Here is a 21,607-nt window from a genome sequence, read left to right on the forward strand (position 1 = left end):
AGCTAAATATTTAAGCAATTATTAAAGATTTACTCCTATTGAAGCTAAATCCTTACGCGCTTGCTCTGCAGTTGTAAAAACAAATCCATGCATGCCAACTCTATGAGCTCCATCAATATTTGCTGGCTTATCGTCGAAGAAAACAGTTGTTTGCGGATTTAATCCAAATCTACTTATAGCAAGTTCAAAAATTTCCGGTTCTGGCTTATGCAAATGCTCAACACCGGAAATAATGGTTCCTTGCAAAAGAGTAGAAAGTTCTGGGAATTTGCGTAACGCAAGTGGGAAAGTTTCTTTAGACCAATTTGTTAAGCCCCATACGCCGTATCCAGCTTTACGTAAATCATGCAATAAATCAACCATTCCAGGCATCATTCGTGTCAAAACTTGGTCATAATGAGCGCAATACCAACGGAAAGCTTCAGCAAGTTCGCTTCCAAAGCGACGTTCGTATTCAGGCATAAGATCTTTCAAAAGCTCGCCGCCATCCATGCGGTCCTCAAATTCATAGAACCCGGCTAAATCGTTCTTTCCAAAGCTTCCATTAGGGCAAATAGTATCAACTAAATTCGGGAACTGGTTTTGCAAACAGTTTCGGCAATTCCATTCGAGTAGAACTCTGCAATAATCAAACATGACGTCATGGATCTCAATATTTTGTGCGTTAGTCATTTATTTCTACTCCTTCTATTTTGTTTCATACGTTATTTTAAATTCGCGTATTTTGTTTCATGCGTTAATTTTGTACACTGCTGATATTATTCCGCGCGCTACTTTATATTAATAAGAATCCCAAGAACATGCGGTAATGCATTTATAATGTCGCTTGCCACAATTGGATGTTCCAAAGTTAAAGCACGCTTTGATTTCACTATGTCTTGCACTAGTTGAGTGTAATTGTTTCCTCCGCTACTGCGTGACGCAAATACTGCGCAAACTCCATGAATCACAGCTGCGCTCGCTGCAATAAGTGCGTAATTTTTGTTGTTCGCATTGTTTTTCTCGTTGTTGTTCGCGTTGTTTTCGTTATCTTTTTCGTGCTGAGCCAGCAATGCTCCTAAAATTCCTGCTAGAACATCTCCTGAACCTGCAGTTGCTAGCCAGGATGGAGCGTATTGTGCAATATAAATAGGAGAGTGCAATTTTGATGGTGATGCAACTGCTGTTGTTGCGCCTTTAACTAACACAGTTGCTCCAGTAAGATCGGCTGCTTTTTGAGCGTAGTGTGTTGGGTTGCTGGCTATTTGTTGTGCGCTTACTTCTAAATCGTATCTAGTAAAAAGCGAGCTTAATTCTCCTGCGTGAGGTGTGAGAACTACTTTTTCGCAAACTTGTTTTGGTAGTAAGTCTAATGCTCCAGCATCTACGCATATTGGCGGAAGATTGTTATTTAATTGCGTTTCAGCGTTGTCGTTTTTGTTGTCGTTTTCGTTTTCGTTGGAGTATTTTGCAAGTATGCTAGCAATGTATTTTCTTTGAGATAAAGCCGTTTCGTCGTTGCAATGGCTTTCGTCTGGTATGCCGCATCCAACTGTTATTGCGTCGATTTTTCCGTTTAATTGTTCGTATGCTACTACTTCAGGGGATGCTTGCAATACTAAATTTTGTGCACGAAGAGGACCTGAATAACGGACCATTCCAATATTTGCATGTATTGCAGCGCTTGTGCTTAACACTGCTGCTCCGGGATAGTCGTTTGAACCGGTAATTACGCCTAGAACGCCTCTTGAATATTTATTATCGCTTGCATGAGGCGTGCGCAATGGTGTGGAAGCAAGATGAATATCTACTGATATTTCATTATTTGCAGAGTTTTTATCGTCAGTGTGCGAACTGTCAGGTTTTGCAATGTAATTCATACCATCTGTATTGCCAAACATAGTATTAAGTGTAATCGTCGTTAAGCACATGCAGAGTTGGCTAAACATGTGTATTACTGTCTAAACTTATGTATTGTTACAATTTGTAAACATTTTGAAAATATTTGTAATTTTTTTGTTATTCTGCGTGTCGTGAGTATTATGGCGTGTCGCTACTAGTTTTTGCGTAAAAAATAAACAAAAATGCCTGATTAATAAATTTGTCCAAATGTTATAATCATATTTATTTTTTCGTTGGTATATTAACGTTTTTTAATGCAAGATAAAGCAGAAAGCAGCATGGTCTTTTTTGAAATTTTGCATTATAGCAGATGAAAAATTCACAAAACGCATTTTTGCAAAAATAATTATATTTTTTCACATTTTTTATTGACCGTCACGTATATTTTTCTTATGCTATAAGCGTTATTGCGAATGATTATTTTTTTCATGAATAGCTTTCATGAGTACCTCTCACAATCAACCCATGCAATAACAGTTAAAGATTCCCGAAAGGAACGAGTGTGAAAACTTCACGAATTTTCGCAACTGCAGCTGCGGTTGCATTATTAGCAACTTCTATGGGTGCTTGCGGCTCTGCAAAAAATGCCGAAAATAAGGCGAAGGGCAATCAAGTAAATGTAGTGGCAACTACAACTCAAATTTGCGATTACGTAACTCAAATCGCTTCAACTGCTGACGCAAAATCTGGATTGAGCCTCAATAAGACTGATTCTCAGGGCAAGAAGTCTGTAATCGGAGCTCCTCAAGACAAAGCAAAGTCAACAATTAATTTGACCTGTTTGCTTGCGCCAAACGCTTCTGCTCATGAGCATGAAATGACTCCAGCTCAATCTAAAGCTCTTTCTAAGGCTGATTTGATGCTTGTTTCTGGTGTAGATCTCGAGCACTTCTTGGATCAAGCTGTGAAAGCTACCGGTTTTAAGGGCACTATGGGTGTAACTTCCGGTATTCTCACTGCTGACGAAATCAAGGATCCAAAGGCTGAGACTGCTAAGGAAAAGGATCTTCCATACAAGGTTGATCGCGGTATCGCTAAGGTGCATGCTGAAAAGTGGCCATTCCCTCCAGAAGAAGGCGAGAAGGAGCCTGAATTCCAGTACGATCCACATATTTGGACCAGCACGAAGAACACGATGATTCAGGTTAAGAATATCGGTTATTTCCTCGGAAAAGCTCTTCCTAAGAGCAAATCTATTTTCGATGAGCATGTTGAAAAGTTCGTTAAGTCTTTGACTGATTTGGATGCTTGGGCAACTAAAGCTTTGAATAGTGTGCCACAAAAGCATCGTGTTCTCTTCACTTCTCACGATGCATTCGGTTACTTCTCTCGTGACTACAATGTGAAGTTCATTGGTGCAGCACTTTCTGATTTCAACAGCCAGCAGGATGCTACTGCAGATCATATTCAGAAAGCTGCAGAAGATGTCAAGAAGTCCGGAGCTGTTGCGATTTTTGCTGAGAATTCTAACAATTCCAAGTCTATCAAGGCTGTTGCTGCAGCAGCAGGAGTAAAGGCTGTTATTGGCGACGACGCACTTTATGGAGATTCGCTTGGACCAGTCGGATCTGCAGGCGAAACTTACATCGGTTCGATTGTTCACAATGTTGAAACATTGGTGAAAGCTTGGAATGGTAATGTTCCTGAACTTCCAGATTCAGTTAAGACTGCATTGAAGAAGTAACATATAAATAACAGTAAAAATAATAGTATCGTAACAGTAACTTTAATAGCGAAAGTTTAATAGCGAAAGCAAGAAGTTACTGTTACGAATACTTATTAATAAACTGAAAAGACTGGAAATATAGTGAATAAGAGCGTCCTTGCAATGAAAAATTGCGACCTGGCATACGGTTATAAAACTGTAGTGACTGGTATTAATGGCAGTGTGCAAGCCGGGGAAGCTTTGGCTTTAATAGGTCCAAATGGTTCTGGGAAAACAACGTTTTTGCAGGCTATTATTGGTATCGTGCGCGTAAGTCGCGGTGAACTGAAAATGCCTAAGGCTTTGTCTATTGGATATGTTCCACAGCAGGTTGATTTGGATTTAACGTTCCCGATTACTGCACGGCAAGTTGTTGCAATGGGCTTAAGTAGACAGACAGGTTTTCTTGGATTGCTTAAAAAAGATCAGAAAAAAGCTGTTGAGGATGCTCTTAATCATGTTGGTTTATTAAATCGCGCAGATGTGCGATTTGGTGACCTTTCTGGCGGTCAGCGCCAGCGCATTCTTCTTGCGCGCGCGATTGTTGCAAAGCCAACGCTTATTTTGCTTGACGAACCTTTTAATGGTCTTGATGAACCGAATCGCCGAGAACTTCTTAATATTATGAAATCAGCAAAGCAAGAAGGTATTGCTTTTGTTGTGTCTACGCACGATTTAGTTATTGCAGATGCTATTTGTGAAAAAGCGCTACTTTTAGCTGGTAAGCAGATTGCTTTTGGCGCGCTTAAAGAAGTAATGACTAAAGAAAATATTACTCGCGCATATGGTGGAAGCATGCCTGCTGCTTCTGCAGGTCTTACTTTTTCGGAAATTGCGGAAGGCTGATTTTCAATGCTTGCCCAATTAGTTGAGTCATTAAGAAAAGTTCTGGAACCAATTCCTGGTTTTGATTTTATTGCTTCTGCTCCTTATATTTTTCGCCCGTTCTGCTTACTTATAGTTCTATCTATAGCTAGCGGAATCGTTGGTGTATTTGTGAACTTGAGATGTACTGAATTTAATGCGGAAGCTATTGTGCACGGCATATTTCCTGGAATTGTTGTAGGCGCTTTATACGGTGGCATAGATCAAATTATTCCTGGTGCTGCAATTTGTTCAGTATTTTTAGTTGCTGCATTAGTGTGGGCTTCTCGTTCAACTCGCATAAATGAATCGATTATCGCAACTGTTTTAACTACTTTCTTTGCTCTTGGCGTAGTAATTTCACTAAAAAAAGGTGATATGTCAGGTCAGCTCGAGGCATTGATGTTTGGTAGGCTGCTTGATGTCACTGATGAGCGAATGACTCAAGCAATGTGGATTTGCTTGTTTGCAATTATTGTGCTTTTGGCAACTTGGAAACAGCAGATTATTGTTGCTTTCGATCGAGCAAGTGCTCCATTAATGGGAGTGCATACTCTTTTTGTCGATATTGTTCTTAACGTTGGCATTGCTGCGGTTGTTGTTTCTGCATCTTCAGCTGTTGGTGTTCTTCTTGTGATCGGGTACCTTATTATTCCAGGAGCTAGTGCTCGTTTAGTGTCTAGAACAGTTGGGCGTATGGTTGCAGTTGGTATCTTTGTTGGTATTGCTGGAGTTGTTCTTGGTATGTACGTTATGAATTTGGAGCTTGATCATCCTATTTCTCCTCAAGCAGCAATTGCATTAAGCATGTGTGCAATGTTCGTAGTTGTGCTTATTGTGCGCTGGCTGTTCCAAGTTATTTCATCTATAGTTTTTGCGCATAAAACTCATACAGGCGGTAGCGATATAAAAGTTTTAGCAAAATCTTATAAAGGTAGGGAATAGATGGTAAGTATTTGGCAAATTATCGCTCTACCTATAGTTGAAGCAATTGTTGTAGGTGCTCTATGCGGTTTCGTTGGCTCTCTTGCGCTTCTTAACCAGCGAATATTCTTTACTGAATCTATTACTCATGCAGCTTTTCCTGGAGCAGTATTAGGTGTAGTTTTAACTTCTGCTTATACAATAGATCAAAATATTTTGTCGCTTGGGCTTTTTGTCGGTGCTGCTGTTGCGTGCGTTGTACTTTCCTTAGTAATGTATGCACTTTCGCATCTTAAGGGCATTTCTTCGCAAGCTGCAGCTGGTATTACTTTAACTGTCGGCTTTGCTAGTGGATACTTTTTAAATAAGTGGTTTGCTCCATTGCCATTGCGTATTGAGGGATTTTTAACTGGATCATTGCTTAATTGCACTCCTGCAGACGTGATTTCAGCATCTGTTGCTTTCTTGCTTGTTTTGGGATTATGGATTTTTAATTCTGCTAATCTTGTGCATTGCTCGTTTGACCCTATTAATTACCGTGCTGCAGGCGGAAGATCAGGTTTTATACAAGGCATGGTTCTTGCTTTGATTATTATTACTGTTTCCGTCATTATTCCAGCAGTTGGTACAGTTGTTTCAGTATCTCTTATTGCTGCTCCTGCTGCAGCATTAAAGGGAAGAATTGCTTCTATAAATAAATTCGTACTTGCATGCGTAATTACTGCTGTTTCGATTGCTTTAATTGGACTAGCTTTAGCTGTAATACTGAAGCTTTCTGCCGGTGGCACTATTGCTATTTGCGCTGGAGCTTTCTTCTTAATAGTCAAGATTGGCGAAAGCATTTTTATAAAAATTAATGATTTTTCATCAAGATTGCATGCAAGGCGAGAAAAAGTAGCCGAAAACGCTATTTAGCAAAAGAGTTTTAAAAGTCGCTCTGTTGTCCTAAAATGTCAACGAATTGCGCGTGAAAAATGCGCGCGATTGACGTCGTTTTTGCGCGTTTTGTTGATTGTTTAATCGCGTAAGTTTATCGACGCCACACAAGTCCAGGTCTGCACATTAGTAACGCAAGACCCCGATAGAAAAGGACAATTATGGCTGAAAATACCATCTCCATCACCGTAAACGAGGAACGCAAGGAGGTGGATGCAAGCTTCACTGGCGTTGAACTTTTCGCGGAAGATAAAAATATTATTGCCGTGCGTTTAAATGGCGAGTTGCGTGATTTGTACACGTCTCTTCATGACGGCGATACCGTGGAATCAGTGGCCCTTGATAGTGAAGATGGCATCGCAATCATGCGTCATTCCGCTACTCACGTGATGGCTCAAGCTGTTCAAGAAATTCGACCAGACGCAAAGTTGGGCGTAGGTCCTGTAATTAAAGACGGCTTCTACTACGATTTCGATGTTGATACTCCATTTACGCCAGACGATTTGAAGCAAATCGAAAAGCATATGCAGCGCATTATTAAAGAGTCTCAAAGCTTCCGTCGTCGCGTTGTAACAGAGGACGAAGCGCGCGAAGAAGAAGCAAATCAACCTTATAAGTTGGAGTTGATTGGGGATAAGGAAGCAGCTCTTGATCCTGCTGCCTCTGGCGAAATCAGCAAGCATGAGCTTAGCATGTACGACAATGTAGATCGCGAAGGAAACAAGGTTTGGAGCGATTTGTGCCGCGGACCTCACCTTCCAAACACGCGTTACATTAAGGCTTTTAAGCTTGAGCGTGTGGCTGCAGCTTACTGGCGTGGCTCGGAGCAGAATCCTATGCTTCAGCGCATTTACGGCACTGCTTGGCCTAGCAAGGAAGAACTTAAAGCTTACACAACTCGCATGGAAGAAGCTGCTAAGCGCGATCACCGCAAGCTTGGTCAAGAGATGGATTTGTTCTCCTTCCCAGACGAGATTGGCCCAGGCTTAGCCGTATTCCATCCAAAGGGTGCTGCAATTATTAACGCAATGGAAGATTATTCGCGCGAGCAGCACAGAAAGCATCACTACAGCTTCGTACAAACTCCGCACATTACTAAGGGTGGCTTATATGAGACTTCCGGCCACTTGCAGTGGTACAAGGATGGCATGTATCCTCCAATGAAGCTTGACGAAGAGCGCGACGAAAATGGTAACGTAACTCGCCAAGGTGCTGACTACTACTTGAAGCCAATGAATTGCCCAATGCATAACTTGATCTTCAAGTCTCGCCAGCGTTCTTATCGCGAGCTTCCTTTGCGCTTGTTTGAGTTTGGTACTGTGTATCGCTACGAAAAGTCTGGCGTTGTGCATGGTTTAACTCGTGTTCGTGGATTGACTCAGGATGATTCGCACATTTATTGCACTCGCGAGCAGATGCGCGATGAGCTGAAGAGCTTGCTTAACTTTGTGCTTGGTCTTCTTAAAGACTTCGGTTTGAACGACTTCTACTTGGAGCTTTCCACTAAGGATGAGCATAAGTTCGTCGGTTCCGACGAGATTTGGGAAGAAGCAACTAATACTTTGGCAGAGGTTGCTAAAGAGTCTGGTTTGGAACTCGTGGACGATCCAGGTGGAGCTGCATTCTACGGCCCGAAGATTTCCGTGCAAGCTCGCGATGCAATCGGTCGCACTTGGCAGGTTTCTACTATTCAGCTCGACTTCAACTTGCCTGAGCGCTTTAAGTTGGAGTACATTGCGGCTGACGGTAGCCACCAGCGTCCTGTGATGATTCACCGCGCACTCTTTGGCTCTATTGAGCGTTTCTTCGCTATTTTGCTTGAGCATTATGCAGGTGCATTCCCAGCATGGTTGGCTCCAGTTCAAGTAACTGGCGTTCCTGTTGCAGACGAGTTCGCTCCACACTTGCAAAAATTGATTAGCGATTTGGAAGAGAATATGGTTCGTTGCGAAATGGACAACTCTGACGATCGCTTCGGCAAGAAGATTCGTAACGCTTCTAAGTCTAAGGTGCCTTTCACTTTGATTGCTGGAGAAGAGGATGTGAACAACAATGCTGTGAGCTTCCGCTTCCGCGATGGCAGCCAATTGAATGGCGTTCCTGTTTCGCAAGCTAAAGAGTGGATTTTGTCCATCATTAAGCAGCGCGTTCAGGTCAATACTGCAGAAGATTTCGAGCGTTACACTAAGTGATTTAAGCTGGCTAGCCTAAATCTAAATGTAAGCTGAATCGTAAATAAAAAGCCCACACTTCTTAGCGTTGTGTGGGTTTTTACTATCTTCTTACAGTCGCTTGGATAGTATGGTTGACTAATATGGGATTGTTTATTGAATCCAAGTTTTATTTGCTTGATTACGCTAGGAAGGTTGCATTCAATGTTGGAATCATTACGCAGCGGGTTTAAGCGCACTATTTCTCCAATTGCAAAATTGCTAGTCCGATTAGGCATAAGTGCTAACTGTGTAACAATTGTCGGCACAATAGCTGTAGTTATTATTGCTTTTGTTACTGCTTTTACTAAACAGTTTGTTGTTGGCACTATATTTTTAACTATTTTTGTGCTTGCAGACAGTTTAGATGGTTCTGTTGCTGCTTTGACAACAGGCGGCACAAAATTTGGTGCATTTCTTGACTCAACTCTCGATCGCATTGCAGACTGGTCATTATTTTCCTCTGTATGCATTTGTTTGTATGAAGCTCACGAAAAAGATATGTGCACTTGGATTTCAACTTTGAATGGCAATGCAATAAAGTGTGTGGGATTATTAAGCTGTTTGGTTGCTCTTATGGCAGCTTTCGTAACTTCATACACTCGCGCTCGCGGTCAGTCAATAAATGTAGATCCTAAAAAAGGTTTAATAACTCGTGCAGATAGAGTTGCTGTGATTCTTGTTGCTATGGGGCTTGTTGGTCTTACAAATCAACTTTTTTGGTTAAGTTTTGCTATGATTCTGCTTGCTATTGGCGGTATTATTACAGTTTTCCAGCGTATTTTTGAAGTAAAGCATGGGCTTGATATAAAAGATAAATAAAATTTGTCGCGAAAGCGCAATAAAATCGTTTCGTTTGATTAACTGTACGTTTTAGGAGTATCATGTCAGGTCATTCCAAGTGGGCGACTACAAAGCACAAGAAGGCCGCTATCGACGCAAAGCGTGGCAAGCTTTTTGCCAAGCTTATTAAGAACATTGAAATTGCTGCACGTTTGGGTGGTGGCGATCCTGATGGTAACCCTACGCTGTACGATGCCATCGTTAAAGCTAAGAAGGCTTCCATGCCTGCTGACAATATCAAGCGCGCTGTAAAGCGTGGTTCTGGTGAAGAAGCTGGCGGCGCAAACTATGAAGAGATTGTTTACGAAGGTTACGCTCCTGCAGGTGTTGGATTGATTATTGAATGCCTTACTGATAACCGTAATCGTGCTGCTGCTGATGTGCGTTCAACTCTTACTAAGGGCAACGGTTCTTTGGCAACAAGCGGTTCCGTGAGCTTCAACTTCGAACGTAAAGGTTTGATTGAAGTTCCATCCGAAGGTGTTGACTACGATAAGCTTTTCGAAGTTGCAGCTGAAGCTGGAGCTGAAGATGTTGCTGATGATGGCGATGTTTATTCTGTTTACACCAATTCCAGTGATTTGGTAACTGTGCGTAAGGCTTTGCAGGAAGCTGGTTTCGACTATGATTCTGCAGATATTATTATGCATCCAAATAATGAGGTTGAATTGAGCTTCGAAGATGCTCAAAAGGTTTCTCGCTTAATCGATAATCTCGATGACTTGGACGATGTTCAGAATATTTACAGCAACTGGACCGCTTCAGATGAAGTTATGGCTCAGCTTGAGGAAGCTGAATAGTCTCCTATGATGATTTTGGGCGTTGACCCCGGGCTTACTCGCTGCGGGGTCGGCGTGATTGAAGCCGGCGTCTCGCGTCGGCTTTCTTTTATTCACGTCGATGTGTTGAGGTCTGAGCCTGATCTTTCGCAAGATTTGCGACTTTTAAAGATTTATAATGGATTAGTTGAAAAAATTGAGCGTTTTTCGCCTGATACTGTGTCTATTGAACGTGTTTTTGCGCAAGAAAATCGAAATACTGTTCTTGGCACTGCACAGGTTGCAGGTATTGCAATGCTTGCTGCAGCTCAGCGCAATATTCCTGTTGCTTTACACACTCCTACTGAAGTTAAACTTGCTGTAGCTGGAAACGGAAAAGCTCAAAAACCTCAAGTAGAGCGCATGGTCGCGCGACTACTTGGACTTAATGTTTTGCCTACTCCTGCTGATGCTGCCGACGCTTTAGCTCAAGCTATTTGTCATGCTCTTCGTCCTTCTGGTGCTTTACAAGGTGGCGAGCGCGAGCAGCATCTAACTGCTGCGCAGAAACAGTGGGCTTTAGCTCAAGCTCAGGCGCGTAAATCTTCTTCTGTCGTTCGAGGCATGTAGGATATTAATAGAACAGATGTTCTATTATAATTGTATTTGACTTTATGTGCTTTAAGCTATGAGTTTTTGTTAAGTGGGAGTGAGTTTATGATTGGAATGCTTGTTGGACAAGTTGCGTCAATTGATGCTCGTTCTGCTCTTATTGTTGTTTCTGGAGTTGGCTATGAGACTTATATGCCTTCTCAAGATTTGTCTTCTTTGCATGAAGGCCAGGAAGTTCGCGTTTATACGTCGCTTCAAGTTTCGCAAGATGCTTTAACTCTTTATGGTTTTACAACTCAAGCTGCTAAACGAATGTTTTTGCAAGTGCAAAAAGTTAGTGGAATTGGTCCTAAAGTTGCTCTTTCTATGCTTTCAACTTTGAATGTTGATCGTCTTTTACAAGCTATTTCTGAGGGAGATGTAACTTCTCTTTCTTCTGCTCCTGGTTTAGGGAAAAAGGGTGCGCAGAAGATTATTTTGGAATTGAAGGGTTCTCTTGATTCTTCAATACTGGCAGATAGTTCTAATGATTCTACTCAATCTAATAAGCAGATTGTTGATTCTAGCGTGCAATGCGTAATAGAGGGTCTTGTTTCATTGGGTTGGAGACAAGTTGACGCTCAAAGAGCAGTTGAGCAAGTTTGTGCAGAGAATAATATTTCAATTCCTATATCTGATGCAGATTTGCCTAATGTTTTACGAATGGCATTAGCTTCACTTGATAGGGGTAGGTAATCATGTTTGTAAAGAATCTAGTATTGGGGGAGTTGAAGTGAGTGAAGAGTATACTTCTGCGCTAAATACTGGTGTTGCTGAAGAATCCTTACGCATGGTTTCTTCAACGCCTTTAGGAAATGAGCAACTCAGTGATGAGGAACTTCGTCCTCGCGCATTAGAAGGTTTTATTGGTCAACCAGTTTTAAAAGCGCAATTGCAACTGTTTTTAGATGCTGCTAAAAAGCGTGATATTGCGCCTGACCATATGTTATTGGCTGGCCCTCCTGGATTGGGAAAAACTACATTAGCAATGATTGTTGCTAATGAATTGCAAGTTCCTATTCGAATTACTTCAGGTCCTGCTATCCAGCATGCTGGAGATTTAGCTTCTATACTAAGCGCGCTTGACGCAGGTGAGGTGTTGTTTATTGACGAAATCCATCGTTTGCCTCGTGCTGCAGAAGAGTTGCTTTATATTGCTATGGAAGATTTTCGCGTTGACGTTATGGTCGGCAAAGGTCCTGGTGCCTCATCAATACCGCTAACTCTTCCTCGTTTTACTGTAGTTGGAGCTACCACTAGGGAAGGAATGTTGCCTTCTCCATTGCGCGCTCGTTTTGGTTTTACTGCTCACCTTGATTTTTATCCTCACGAAGAGCTTGAAAAACTTATTGAGCGATCTGCTAAAGTCTTAGGAATTCGCCTTATAGATCAAGCTGCTAAAGAGCTATCGTTACGCTCTCGTGGCACTCCTCGTATAGCGAATCGCTTGTTGAGACGTGTCAGAGATTGGGCTATTGTGCATGATTTGTCAGAAGTAAATCATGAAGCTGTTGTTGAAGCGTTAGCTTTATACCAGATTGATACACAAGGTCTTGATCGACTTGATATTGCAGTTTTGAAGGCTATGGTTTGTCAGTTTAACGGTGGACCGGTTGGTCTTAATAATCTAGCTGCAATGGTTGGTGAAGAAGCTGAAACTGTTGAAACAGTATGTGAACCATATCTAGTGCGTGAAGGATTCTTAATTCGCACTCCTAAAGGTCGTGTTGCAACTAGTAAAGCTTGGAAACATTTGGGCTTTAAAGAGCCTAGTAATGTCAGTGAGCTAGCCTAAAATAATTAAATTGGACGGCATTTCGACCGTCTTAGGGTTGGATACTTAAGGAGTTTACTTTGCCTCAATTTTTCCAGCAGTATGGCATGCTTATTATTCTCGTTGTAGCAATGGTTTGCATGATGATGTTCCAGACTCGCAATGCTAAGAAGCGTCAAGCTGAAATGCGTTCCTTCCATGAATCTTTGGAACCAGGTACTGAAATTATTACAATCGGCGGCATTATCGGCAAGATTGTAAGCGTAGATACTCAATATGAAGAGATTGTTATCGATTCAGAAGGTAGCTTGATGCGAGTATCTTTCCGCGCTGTGAACAGATTGTATGTGCGTCCAGCATTTATTAGCGATGAAGAAGCAGAAGAAGCTGCACAAGCTGAAGAAGCTAAGCAAGATGATGCAAATAAATCTGTAAACGAAGATAACGAGCCAGTATCAGAATCTGCAGCTTCTGAAAAGTAATAACTTTTATCTCATAAATTTATAATTTAATACTTAAGTCGTGATGTGTGAGTCAGCACATGTCTCACGCATCACGCGAATATGTGACATTCTTTCCATATTCCAATAACAAGTCTTGTGAAGAAAAGAACGTTAGGATTATGACAGCAACGGATATTACAGTGAAAACGTTGAAAACAGTAAGCAACGATGATGCCGCTTATCTTGCTTCTTTGATTCGTACCGTTCCAGGATTCCCCAATCCTAGTATTATATTCCGTGATTTTCTTCCTATATTTTCAAATGCGCGCTCTTCGCGAATTCTTATTGATTCTTTGATTGATGCCTTGCCTGTGCCAGCTGATTCAATTGATTTGATTGCTGGGCTTGAAGCTCGAGGCTTTCTTTTTGGACCATTATTGGCATCTCGGTTAGGCAAAGGTTTTCTTGCTATTCGTAAAGCTGGTAAGCTACCTCCTCCAGTTATTACTGAGTCATACATGCTTGAGTATGGTCAGGCAAGTATTGAAATTGAAAGCGACGCTATTAAGCCAGGTCAACGTGTGCTTATTGTTGACGATCTTATTGCAACTGGAGGCACTGCAAAAGCTGCTGCAAATATTGTCAAGCGCGCTCAAGGAATAGTTGCAGGTTTTAGTTTTGTTATTGAACTTACTGGTATTAGTGGAATGAGTGAATTATGCGATTATCCTTGCAGCAGTTTAATTACTATGCCAGCTTAAAAGTTTATTATTATCGCTTATTATTAAAGTAATATCCTATTTAAAACAATATATTGGTTTTGCACCTAAAAGAATTGAAAGGAAAAGGCATGGTTGAAAAGCTTAAGTCATCCTTAATAAACATGTCTAAAGGTGTAATAACTCCTGTTATTGTTATTCTTATTTTTTCTCTTACGATAGGTCTTTTCTTATCTCTCACACTTCTTGTGGTTTCTATCGAAGAAGGAACAGGTAATCTTTCTGAATCTGCAATGTCTATGACTTGGGCTGTGTTTATGTTTGCTCAAGGCGTGGGTCTTACTTTTGGAAATTGCATTCTTACGATTATTCCTTTAGGCCTTACTTTTCTACTTATTTCAACGCTTGTATGCTTAATTCGTCGTATTAAAGGTGGGAATATAGCATATTTTACTGGGCTTGTAGTCTGGGCTGCTATTAATGCGATACTTTCTCAAAATACGCATGTTACTTTACTTGATTCTACTTTTATTGTTGCTTGTAAATCTTCTTGTGTTTATTTAATTTCGTTACTTATAGCGGTTTTTCCAAGCAGCTCACTGTTTGTATCTGCTAAGCAGCGTTATAAGCAAATATGTCCTGAGTATATTCAAAAAAATATTCGTATTACTAAGCGAACTGCGGTAATTTTGTTCGGTTTATATGCTTTTGTTGCACTAATAACTGTTGTGGTTTGGGCTTGTACAAATTTTGGTTATGTTAATTCATATTTCAATAAATTAGGCATGCAAAATGGTTCGCGTATTCTTACAACTATTGCTTGCTTAGTTTGGTTGCCTAATGTTGCTATTTGGGCATTATCTTGGATTTGTGGATCTGGATTTAATATTGGATCTGTTGCACAATTTACTTTAACAGTTTCTCAACGTAAATCTTTGCCGCCTATTCCGGTTTTTGGAATATTTCCTGATGCTGTTATTGACGTTGTGCATCGCACTGTTTTTTACTCTATAGTTCCAACTTTATGCTTTATTGTAATGCTTGTAGCTTTATTGCATAAAAGCGGCTGTGGCTTGCGCATAAAAAATATTATTGATAAAACTGAGCGTGAGTCTTTTATGTTGAACGCTATAGAAGCTGCAACTGATAGTGTTGGCGTATCCGCTTTAATTACAATTATGTGGACTGTTGTTTTTTCAATAGCAAATGGTTCATTAGGGGAATGTCGACTTTCTTATATTGGAGTTGACATTATTGAAAGTACTAGAGCTGTTGGTCATCTTACTCTATACGCTTCTGCTGTAGCATTGGTTATTTCAATTTTTAGTATTCTACTTATTTGTGGTGCGAGATATTGCTTAAATCTTATTGCTGCTAGTAAGTCGAATAAACCTGTAAAATTTGCAGAATTAATCGAAAATAAGGCTAGTAATAAAAATAATCAACCTTTGCCTTTGAAAAAAGCCGCTCCTAGGACGGTTTCATCGAAGGCTAAAAGAAAATAATTCCTCACTACTATTTTGGGAAGGAAGGCCGCCGTGCAACAGACACAGAGCAAAGAATCAAACGCAAATGTGCTGATAACCACAGGTGAAAAGCAAATTCGTAGAGTTCTTGTTTCAGTTTTTCATAAAGAAGGACTTGAAATATTAGCTGAAGCATTTAGAAAGGCTGATACTGAAGTAGTTTCAACCGGCTCTACTGCTGCTAAATTGGCGGAACTTGGCGTTCGTGTTACTGAAGTTTCTGACGTTACTGGTTTCCCAGAAAGTCTTGATGGAAGGGTGAAGACTTTAGATCCGCATATTCACGCTGGAATTCTTGCAGATATGAGTAATGCTGATCATGTAAAGCAACTTGAAAAGCTAAACATAAAGCCGTTTGATGCTGTAGTAGTTAATTTGTATCCGTTCGTAGACACTGTAATGAGCGGTGCTGATAGTGACGCAATTATTGAAAAAATTGATATTGGTGGACCTTCTATGATTCGTGCTGCAGCAAAGAATCATAAGTCTGTTGCCGTTATTACAGATCCTGCAGATTACCAGCTTTTAGCTAATAGAATCGTTTCAGGTGAAGGCTTTAATTTGCAAGAGCGCGAATATTTGGCTGGTAAAGCATTTGCTCATACAGCAGCTTACGATGCTTCTATATCTGAGTGGACAAGTAAAGCATGGCAGAAGCCTGAAAGTTTGAACACAAATGATGAAGAAGATAGTAAAAATGCTGAATCTGTAAAGCTTCCTGCAAACTACACGCGCACTTGGAGCTTAGAGCATACGCTTCGATATGGCGAGAACCCTCATCAGCAAGCAGGATTGTATTTAGATCCTCTGCATAAGGGCGGTTTAGCTCAAGCTGAGCTTCTTGGCGGAAAACCTATGAGCTACAACAATTATGTGGATGCGGATGCTGCTTGGCGTGCGGTTTGGGATTTTGCTCCACAAATTGCAGTTGCTGTTTGCAAGCATAATAATCCATGCGGTTTAGCTATTGGAACTAATGCAGCTGAAGCTCACAAGAAAGCTCACGCTTGCGATCCTGTAAGTGCTTACGGTGGTGTGATTGCTTCAAATACTACAGTCACTTTAGAAATGGCAGAAAGTGTGCGTCCAATTTTCACAGAGGTTATTGTGGCTCCAGACTATGAGCCTGAAGCTTTGGAATTGCTTCGCACTAAAAAAAAGAACCTCCGCATTTTGAAGGTTGCAACTCCGCCAGTTTTAGGTTTGCAAGTTCATCCTATTGACGGCGGTGCTTTAGTTCAGTCTGCAGATAAGATTGATGCAGTTGGTGATAATCCTGAAAACTGGACGCTTGTTTCTGGAGATCCTGCTGATGCTGATACTTTGCGCGATTTGCAATTTGCCTGGCGTTCGCTTCGTTGTGTAAAGTCTAACGCAATTCTACTTGCGCATGATAATGCTACTGTTGGCATTGGTATGGGGCAGGTTAATCGCGTGGATTCGTGCCATTTGGCTGTTGAACGTGCGAATACTTTGGCTGATGGTGCTGAACGTGCTCGTGGAGCTGTTGCGGCTTCGGATGCTTTCTTCCCATTCGCTGACGGTCCGCAAATTTTGATTGAAGCTGGCGTTCGCGCAATCGTGCAGCCTGGTGGCTCTATTCGCGACGAAGAAGTGTTCGAAGCTGCGCGCAAATCTGGTGTAACGATGTACACTACCGGTACTCGTCACTTCTTCCACTAAAATTGCTTTAGCTAAGATTCATAGACAAATAAATTAATCAATATTATGGATGCAGCGTTTGTGTACTTCAAGCGCTGCATCTTTGTGTTAGTACCTAAAACAACTCATGTTTTCTTATCGCGGAGCAGGTATGATACAAGTATGACAGATAGTGAGCATCAGACTAGAAGCACTAAAACGGAACATCCGTACGTGTCGGAAAAACGTGAGGGTAAACCTTATGCTGAATGGATTGTAGCAATTATTATTGGACTTTGCGCATTATTGGCATTTATAGGATATGTAAAAGCCGCCACAGTTGTTATTTCTGTGACGGCTGTACTTCTAGGAGTTATGCGCTTAATTATGCGTCAGCGTAGCCCTTGGAAAGTTCGCTCAGTTGGCTTTGATTCTTTCATCAGTATTACGCTCGGCATAGGTTTGCTTATAACATACGCTTCAATTATATTTTTGCTATAATTTTATTCTTAAAGATTGTTCGCAACGTTATTGTCAGATACGTTTTGAACGTATTCATAGCTCATATCTGGTGCTACAGGAGCATCTGCTTTTGTGTCTGCAAAGTTTTGTATTGGTGCAGGATTTGTTTCATTTGATACAGCAGGTTTTTGTGCTGAGTTTGAAAGAAGCTTTGTTAATAGCAAAACTAGGCTAACAAGCGCTGCAGCAAAAATTGGAGCAATCCAGAATACCCACAATTGACTTAGTGGTTTAACTTCCAAATCATGAGAGTTTGCGAATAATGCAATGCCGGTAGAACGAGCAGGATTCAAACCAGCTCCTGTAATTTGATATGTAATGAAAGCACCAGCTGCGTATGCAATACCGATGTGTGTTGCATAACCGCATTTAGTATTACCTTCATGGTCTGTGCTGCGCAATGCAGTGGCAACAATCAAAATAACAGCAATAACTTCAACTAATAACGCAGATACTATTCCGAAAGACAAGTTTATTTCTTTTAGTTGACGTGCAGAAAGAGATGCCTTTTCGAATCCGTTTACTATTGAAACAAACCAATACTTTTTGTCAAAACCTGAGCCTTGGCCAACTTGTGATGGATTAATGCTTGAATTCTGCTGAGGAATAATAAGAATAAACAATCCTGCAGCTGCAATAGCACCAAGAACTTGGGCAACAATGTAGCATAATCCTGCAGTGTATGAAGTGCGTCCAGTAAGCATCGAAGCAACTGTTACTGCAGGGTTAAGATGGCCTCCAGAAACTTTAGATGCAATATATGTCGCTGCAGCATAAGCGATACCAGTGCCGGCGGCAATCATTAAAACATTGATTCCGTACATTACAGTAGTAAGAGAATAAAAAGTGTAAACAACGAACATCGCTAAAGCTGTAGCAATAAATTCAGTACCAATACGAACAATAAGTGGCGCAGCAGTTTTAGTTGTGCTGCACGGTGTATCTGTAGTTTTAATCATAACTTTCCTTAATTTTAGTTGTGCCGCTTTGTTAATGATTGCAACACAATGAAACCTAGGCTATACTATCACGGCTATGCCATACGGTAACATAGGAAGACGTGGTGTTTTTTGATTTATTGCAAATTTAATAAATTGCCACATAAATTAGTAAGTTAATGAGTAATGAATTGCTTATACTGCGTATTCTTAAGTAAATTCTGGCGCAAGTATGTATGTAATTCTTTAGGTCACGTTGGGAGAACGATGCCAAACGCATATTCCCGCGCCAATCAGGCGCATTCAGATGACAACAACGCCATTCGACTGCAAAAGCTGCTTGCTGAAGCGGGATTTGGTTCAAGACGCAAGTGTGAAGAGATTATTCTTGACGGGCGTGTTGAAGTAGACGACGAATTGGTTACAACACTTGGTACTCGAGTAGATCCAAAACGTCAAAAAGTGCGCGTTGATGGATCTCGCGTAAAGTTCAACACAAAGCTAGTAACGCTCGCATTGCATAAGCCTAAGCGAGTTCTTAGCGCAATGGACGATCCAAAAGGTCGCTTTACTTTAAGAGATATTGTTGGAGACAAGTACGAGCGAATTTTCCACATGGGACGCTTGGATTACGATTCTGAAGGTCTTATTTTAATGACCAACGATGGCGAGCTAAGCCAGCACGTAATGCACCCAAAGTATGAGGTTGAGAAAACTTATATTGCAACTGTTGAAGGCAAAATCAACGGTATGGTTTGCCGCCGCTTGGTTTCGCAAGGCGTGAATCTTGAAGATGGTTGGATTAAGCTCGACCGTTGCGCAATAATCGACCAGAATCACGACACAACCATGGTAAAAATTGTGTTGCATTCTGGCAAAAATCGTATTGTTCGCAGGATTTTTGGAGCCGTTGGTTTCCCTGTAAAGCGTCTTGTTCGTACGCAAATTGGCCCTATTAAATTGGGCGACTTAAAAGCTGGATCGTATCGCGTGCTTTCTCAAACAGAAGTGCGTTCGCTTTCTAAGGAGGTTGGCCTGTGATTTGTGTAGCAATTGATGGACCAGCAGGAGTAGGTAAGTCTTCTACTTCTCGTGCTTTAGCACAATACTACGGTTTTGCGTATTTAGATACGGGTGCAATGTATAGAGCTGCTGCTTGGTGGTGCTTGAAACAAGGTATTGATTTAAGCACGAAGCTTGAATTGGATGAAGAAGGAAATCCTGTAAATCCAGCGGATACTGAACGTTTTAATCAAATTATTGAAGCTGTTGGAGCCTTATTTACTGAAAGTGACGCTGACTTTAGTGTTGATCCTAAGAATCCTGTAGTGACTGTCGAAGGTGAGGATATTAGCGAAGAATTGCGTTCCAGCGAAGTTTCTTCGCATGTGTCTACTGTATCTTCGATTCCTGCAGTTCGCCGTATGCTTATTGCTGCTCAGCGAGCGTATATTGCTTCAGAGTCAGATGAAGATTCTTTCTCAGGCGGAGAGGGAATAGTTGCAGAAGGACGCGATATTACTACTGTTGTTGCTCCTAATGCTCAAGTTCGAGTGCTTCTTACTGCACGCGAAGAAGTGCGTCAAGCTCGCAGAAACAAGCAGAATATTGCGCAAGAAAATTTGCAAAATAATGAATCTAAAAATAATGAATCTGAAGAAGACGATATTCACGCTCGTGACGCTAAAGATGCTAAAGTTACGCATTTTCTTCAAGCAGCAGACGGTGTTACAACGCTAGATAATTCTGATTTGACTTTTGAGCAGACTCTCGATGCTCTTGTTGAAATGGTTGACGCTGCTATCGAGCAAGATGAGTACGACCGCTATGCTGCTAATCTTGAAGGCTACGATCTTGACGATGAAGACCGTGCGCTTCTTCGAGGCGACGAAGTAAGTCAAGACGATGCAAAAGACTCTAAAGCTGTTGGAGTAATCGCCATTATAGGTCGACCAAACGTTGGAAAATCAACGCTTGTCAATCGTATTTTGGGCCATCGTGTAGCTGTTGTAGAAGATACTCCAGGTGTTACGAGAGATCGCGTAAGCTACGACGCTGAGTGGGCTGGAACTAACTTTAAGCTGGTTGACACTGGCGGCTGGGAAGCAGATGTTGAAGGCATTGATTCTTCTATTGCTCAACAAGCGCAAATAGCAGTGCGTTTAAGCGACGCTGTGATTTTCCTAGTAGATGGTCAAGTTGGTTTAACAGCTACAGACGAGCGTATTGTTTCAATGCTTCGTGCTGCAGGTAAGCCTATTACTCTGGCAGTTAACAAGGTTGACGATGCTAGAAGCGAGTATTTGACTGCAGAGTTTTGGAAGCTCGGAATGGGTGAGCCTTACGGAATTTCTGCAATGCACGGCAGAGGCGTTGGAGATTTGCTTGATGCAGCTCTCAATTCTTTGAAGAAAGCGAATAAAACTTCAGGATTCTTAACTCCAGAAGGACTTCGCAGAGTTGCTTTAGTAGGTCGTCCAAACGTTGGTAAGTCTTCGCTTTTGAATCATTTAGCTCATGAAGAGCGATCTGTTGTAAACGATTTGGCTGGAACTACTCGTGACCCTGTTGATGAGGTTGTGCGAGTTGACGGCGAGGATTGGCTGTTTATTGACACTGCTGGTATTAAGCGCAGGCAGCACAAGCTTACGGGTGCTGAATACTATTCTTCACTTCGTACGCAAGCTGCGATTGAACGCTCGGAACTTGCTTTGATTCTTTTCGATTCTTCCCAGCCTATTGCAGAGCAGGATTTGAAAGTTATGAGCCAGGCTGTGGATGCAGGTCGCGCAATCGTACTTGTGTTTAACAAGTGGGATTTGATGGACGAATTTTCCAGACAGCGCATGGAACGCTTATGGAAAACTGAGTTTGAGCGCGTAACTTGGGCTGAGCGCGTAAATCTTTCTGCAAAAACAGGATGGCATACGAATCGTCTTGCGCGCGCTATGCGAACAGCTTTAGACAGCTGGGATAAGCGCATTCCTACAGGCAAGCTCAACGCTTTCTTAGGGCGTATTCAGTCTGCTCATCCGCATCCTTTGCGAGGCGGAAAGCAAGCGAGAATCTTGTTTGCCACGCAAGCTTCTACGCGCCCACCGCGTTTTGTAATATTTACAACTGGCTTCTTAGAGCACGGATACCGTCGCTTTATTGAGCGATCACTTCGAGAAGAATTTGGATTCGAGGGAACTCCTATTCAAATCTCCGTAAAAGTACGAGATAAGAAGAAGCGCAAATAAAGCGCGATTAAGTCACAAGTAAGTTGGTGT

General features: G+C 41.5%; 20 protein-coding genes. 17 read left to right on the forward strand and 3 right to left on the reverse strand.

All coding sequences use genetic code 11. The features are described 5' to 3' along the window. Positions 1 to 21 precede the first annotated feature (21 nt). Both HXT39_RS02395 and HXT39_RS02400 read right to left on the reverse strand, forming a co-directional pair. Positions 22 to 672, reverse strand: a complete 651-nt coding sequence (locus HXT39_RS02395) for an HAD family hydrolase (protein ID WP_012914222.1) — start codon at positions 670 to 672, stop codon at positions 22 to 24. A 98-nt stretch (positions 673 to 770) separates the two neighbouring features. Next, positions 771 to 1,910 carry an ADP-dependent NAD(P)H-hydrate dehydratase gene (locus HXT39_RS02400; protein ID WP_103013859.1) on the reverse strand — a complete coding sequence of 380 codons (1,140 nt, stop codon included), beginning with the start codon at positions 1,908 to 1,910 and terminating at the stop codon, positions 771 to 773. Positions 1,911 to 2,383: 473 nt separating this feature from the next. Between HXT39_RS02400 and HXT39_RS02405 the strand changes: the two genes are divergently transcribed. From HXT39_RS02405 to HXT39_RS02475, 15 genes are all read left to right on the forward strand, one after another. Then, positions 2,384 to 3,565 (forward strand): metal ABC transporter substrate-binding protein, encoded by a 1,182-nt coding sequence (locus HXT39_RS02405; protein ID WP_004108796.1) that lies wholly within the window; start codon positions 2,384 to 2,386, stop codon positions 3,563 to 3,565. Between the two features lie 144 nt (positions 3,566 to 3,709). Then, positions 3,710 to 4,432: a metal ABC transporter ATP-binding protein gene (locus tag HXT39_RS02410; protein ID WP_004574322.1), complete on the forward strand. Its 723-nt coding sequence runs from the start codon at positions 3,710 to 3,712 to the stop codon at positions 4,430 to 4,432. A 6-nt stretch (positions 4,433 to 4,438) separates the two neighbouring features. Beyond that, positions 4,439 to 5,395: a metal ABC transporter permease gene (locus HXT39_RS02415; RefSeq protein ID WP_004108802.1), complete on the forward strand. Its 957-nt coding sequence runs from the start codon at positions 4,439 to 4,441 to the stop codon at positions 5,393 to 5,395. Then, complete coding sequence (locus HXT39_RS02420) at positions 5,396 to 6,289, forward strand: metal ABC transporter permease (protein ID WP_004108805.1); 894 nt, start codon at positions 5,396 to 5,398, stop codon at positions 6,287 to 6,289. Between the two features lie 182 nt (positions 6,290 to 6,471). Next, a complete protein-coding gene (thrS, locus tag HXT39_RS02425; RefSeq protein WP_033888440.1) occupies positions 6,472 to 8,502 on the forward strand; it encodes a threonine--tRNA ligase in 2,031 nt (676 codons plus the stop codon). Between the two features lie 183 nt (positions 8,503 to 8,685). Further along, on the forward strand, positions 8,686 to 9,342 hold the full coding sequence (locus HXT39_RS02430) for a CDP-alcohol phosphatidyltransferase family protein (protein WP_004108811.1): 657 nt from the start codon (positions 8,686 to 8,688) through the stop codon (positions 9,340 to 9,342). 62 nt (positions 9,343 to 9,404) lie between these two features. Then, the gene (locus tag HXT39_RS02435) at positions 9,405 to 10,163 is read left to right on the forward strand and encodes a YebC/PmpR family DNA-binding transcriptional regulator (protein WP_004108813.1); all 759 of its coding nucleotides are present in this window, start codon (positions 9,405 to 9,407) and stop codon (positions 10,161 to 10,163) included. Positions 10,164 to 10,169: 6 nt separating this feature from the next. Continuing rightward, complete coding sequence (ruvC, locus tag HXT39_RS02440) at positions 10,170 to 10,751, forward strand: crossover junction endodeoxyribonuclease RuvC (RefSeq protein ID WP_012914216.1); 582 nt, start codon at positions 10,170 to 10,172, stop codon at positions 10,749 to 10,751. Positions 10,752 to 10,838: 87 nt separating this feature from the next. Further along, complete coding sequence (ruvA, locus tag HXT39_RS02445) at positions 10,839 to 11,468, forward strand: Holliday junction branch migration protein RuvA (protein WP_004108817.1); 630 nt, start codon at positions 10,839 to 10,841, stop codon at positions 11,466 to 11,468. A gap of 94 nt (positions 11,469 to 11,562) precedes the next feature. Further along, positions 11,563 to 12,567 carry a Holliday junction branch migration DNA helicase RuvB gene (ruvB, locus tag HXT39_RS02450; protein WP_233186352.1) on the forward strand — a complete coding sequence of 335 codons (1,005 nt, stop codon included), beginning with the start codon at positions 11,563 to 11,565 and terminating at the stop codon, positions 12,565 to 12,567. A gap of 59 nt (positions 12,568 to 12,626) precedes the next feature. Then, positions 12,627 to 13,028, forward strand: a complete 402-nt coding sequence (gene yajC / locus HXT39_RS02455; protein ID WP_004108823.1) for a preprotein translocase subunit YajC — start codon at positions 12,627 to 12,629, stop codon at positions 13,026 to 13,028. 140 nt (positions 13,029 to 13,168) lie between these two features. Then, the gene (locus HXT39_RS02460) at positions 13,169 to 13,750 is read left to right on the forward strand and encodes an adenine phosphoribosyltransferase (RefSeq protein ID WP_012914213.1); all 582 of its coding nucleotides are present in this window, start codon (positions 13,169 to 13,171) and stop codon (positions 13,748 to 13,750) included. Between the two features lie 89 nt (positions 13,751 to 13,839). Continuing rightward, positions 13,840 to 15,213, forward strand: coding sequence for a DUF6350 family protein (locus tag HXT39_RS02465; protein ID WP_102703138.1), 1,374 nt, complete (start codon positions 13,840 to 13,842; stop codon positions 15,211 to 15,213). 33 nt (positions 15,214 to 15,246) lie between these two features. Then, positions 15,247 to 16,917, forward strand: coding sequence for a bifunctional phosphoribosylaminoimidazolecarboxamide formyltransferase/IMP cyclohydrolase (purH, locus tag HXT39_RS02470; protein WP_103013861.1), 1,671 nt, complete (start codon positions 15,247 to 15,249; stop codon positions 16,915 to 16,917). A gap of 141 nt (positions 16,918 to 17,058) precedes the next feature. Then, positions 17,059 to 17,376, forward strand: a complete 318-nt coding sequence (locus HXT39_RS02475) for a hypothetical protein (protein WP_012914210.1) — start codon at positions 17,059 to 17,061, stop codon at positions 17,374 to 17,376. An 8-nt stretch (positions 17,377 to 17,384) separates the two neighbouring features. Here HXT39_RS02475 and HXT39_RS02480 read toward each other — a convergent pair whose 3' ends face one another. Continuing rightward, positions 17,385 to 18,356, reverse strand: a complete 972-nt coding sequence (locus tag HXT39_RS02480) for an MIP/aquaporin family protein (protein WP_004108851.1) — start codon at positions 18,354 to 18,356, stop codon at positions 17,385 to 17,387. A 246-nt stretch (positions 18,357 to 18,602) separates the two neighbouring features. Here HXT39_RS02480 and HXT39_RS02485 point away from each other — a divergent pair, with 246 nt between their 5' ends. After that, positions 18,603 to 19,376 carry a pseudouridine synthase gene (locus HXT39_RS02485; protein ID WP_041160499.1) on the forward strand — a complete coding sequence of 258 codons (774 nt, stop codon included), beginning with the start codon at positions 18,603 to 18,605 and terminating at the stop codon, positions 19,374 to 19,376. Further along, positions 19,373 to 21,577: a bifunctional cytidylate kinase/GTPase Der gene (gene der, locus HXT39_RS02490; RefSeq protein ID WP_102155121.1), complete on the forward strand. Its 2,205-nt coding sequence runs from the start codon at positions 19,373 to 19,375 to the stop codon at positions 21,575 to 21,577. Before HXT39_RS02485 ends, der begins: the two co-directional genes overlap by 4 nt. The last annotated feature ends 30 nt before the right edge of the window (positions 21,578 to 21,607 follow it).

Origin of the sequence: Gardnerella sp. DNF01159 (genome assembly GCF_049244215.1) — a bacterium.
GTDB classification, from domain to species: domain Bacteria; phylum Actinomycetota; class Actinomycetes; order Actinomycetales; family Bifidobacteriaceae; genus Bifidobacterium; species Bifidobacterium swidsinskii.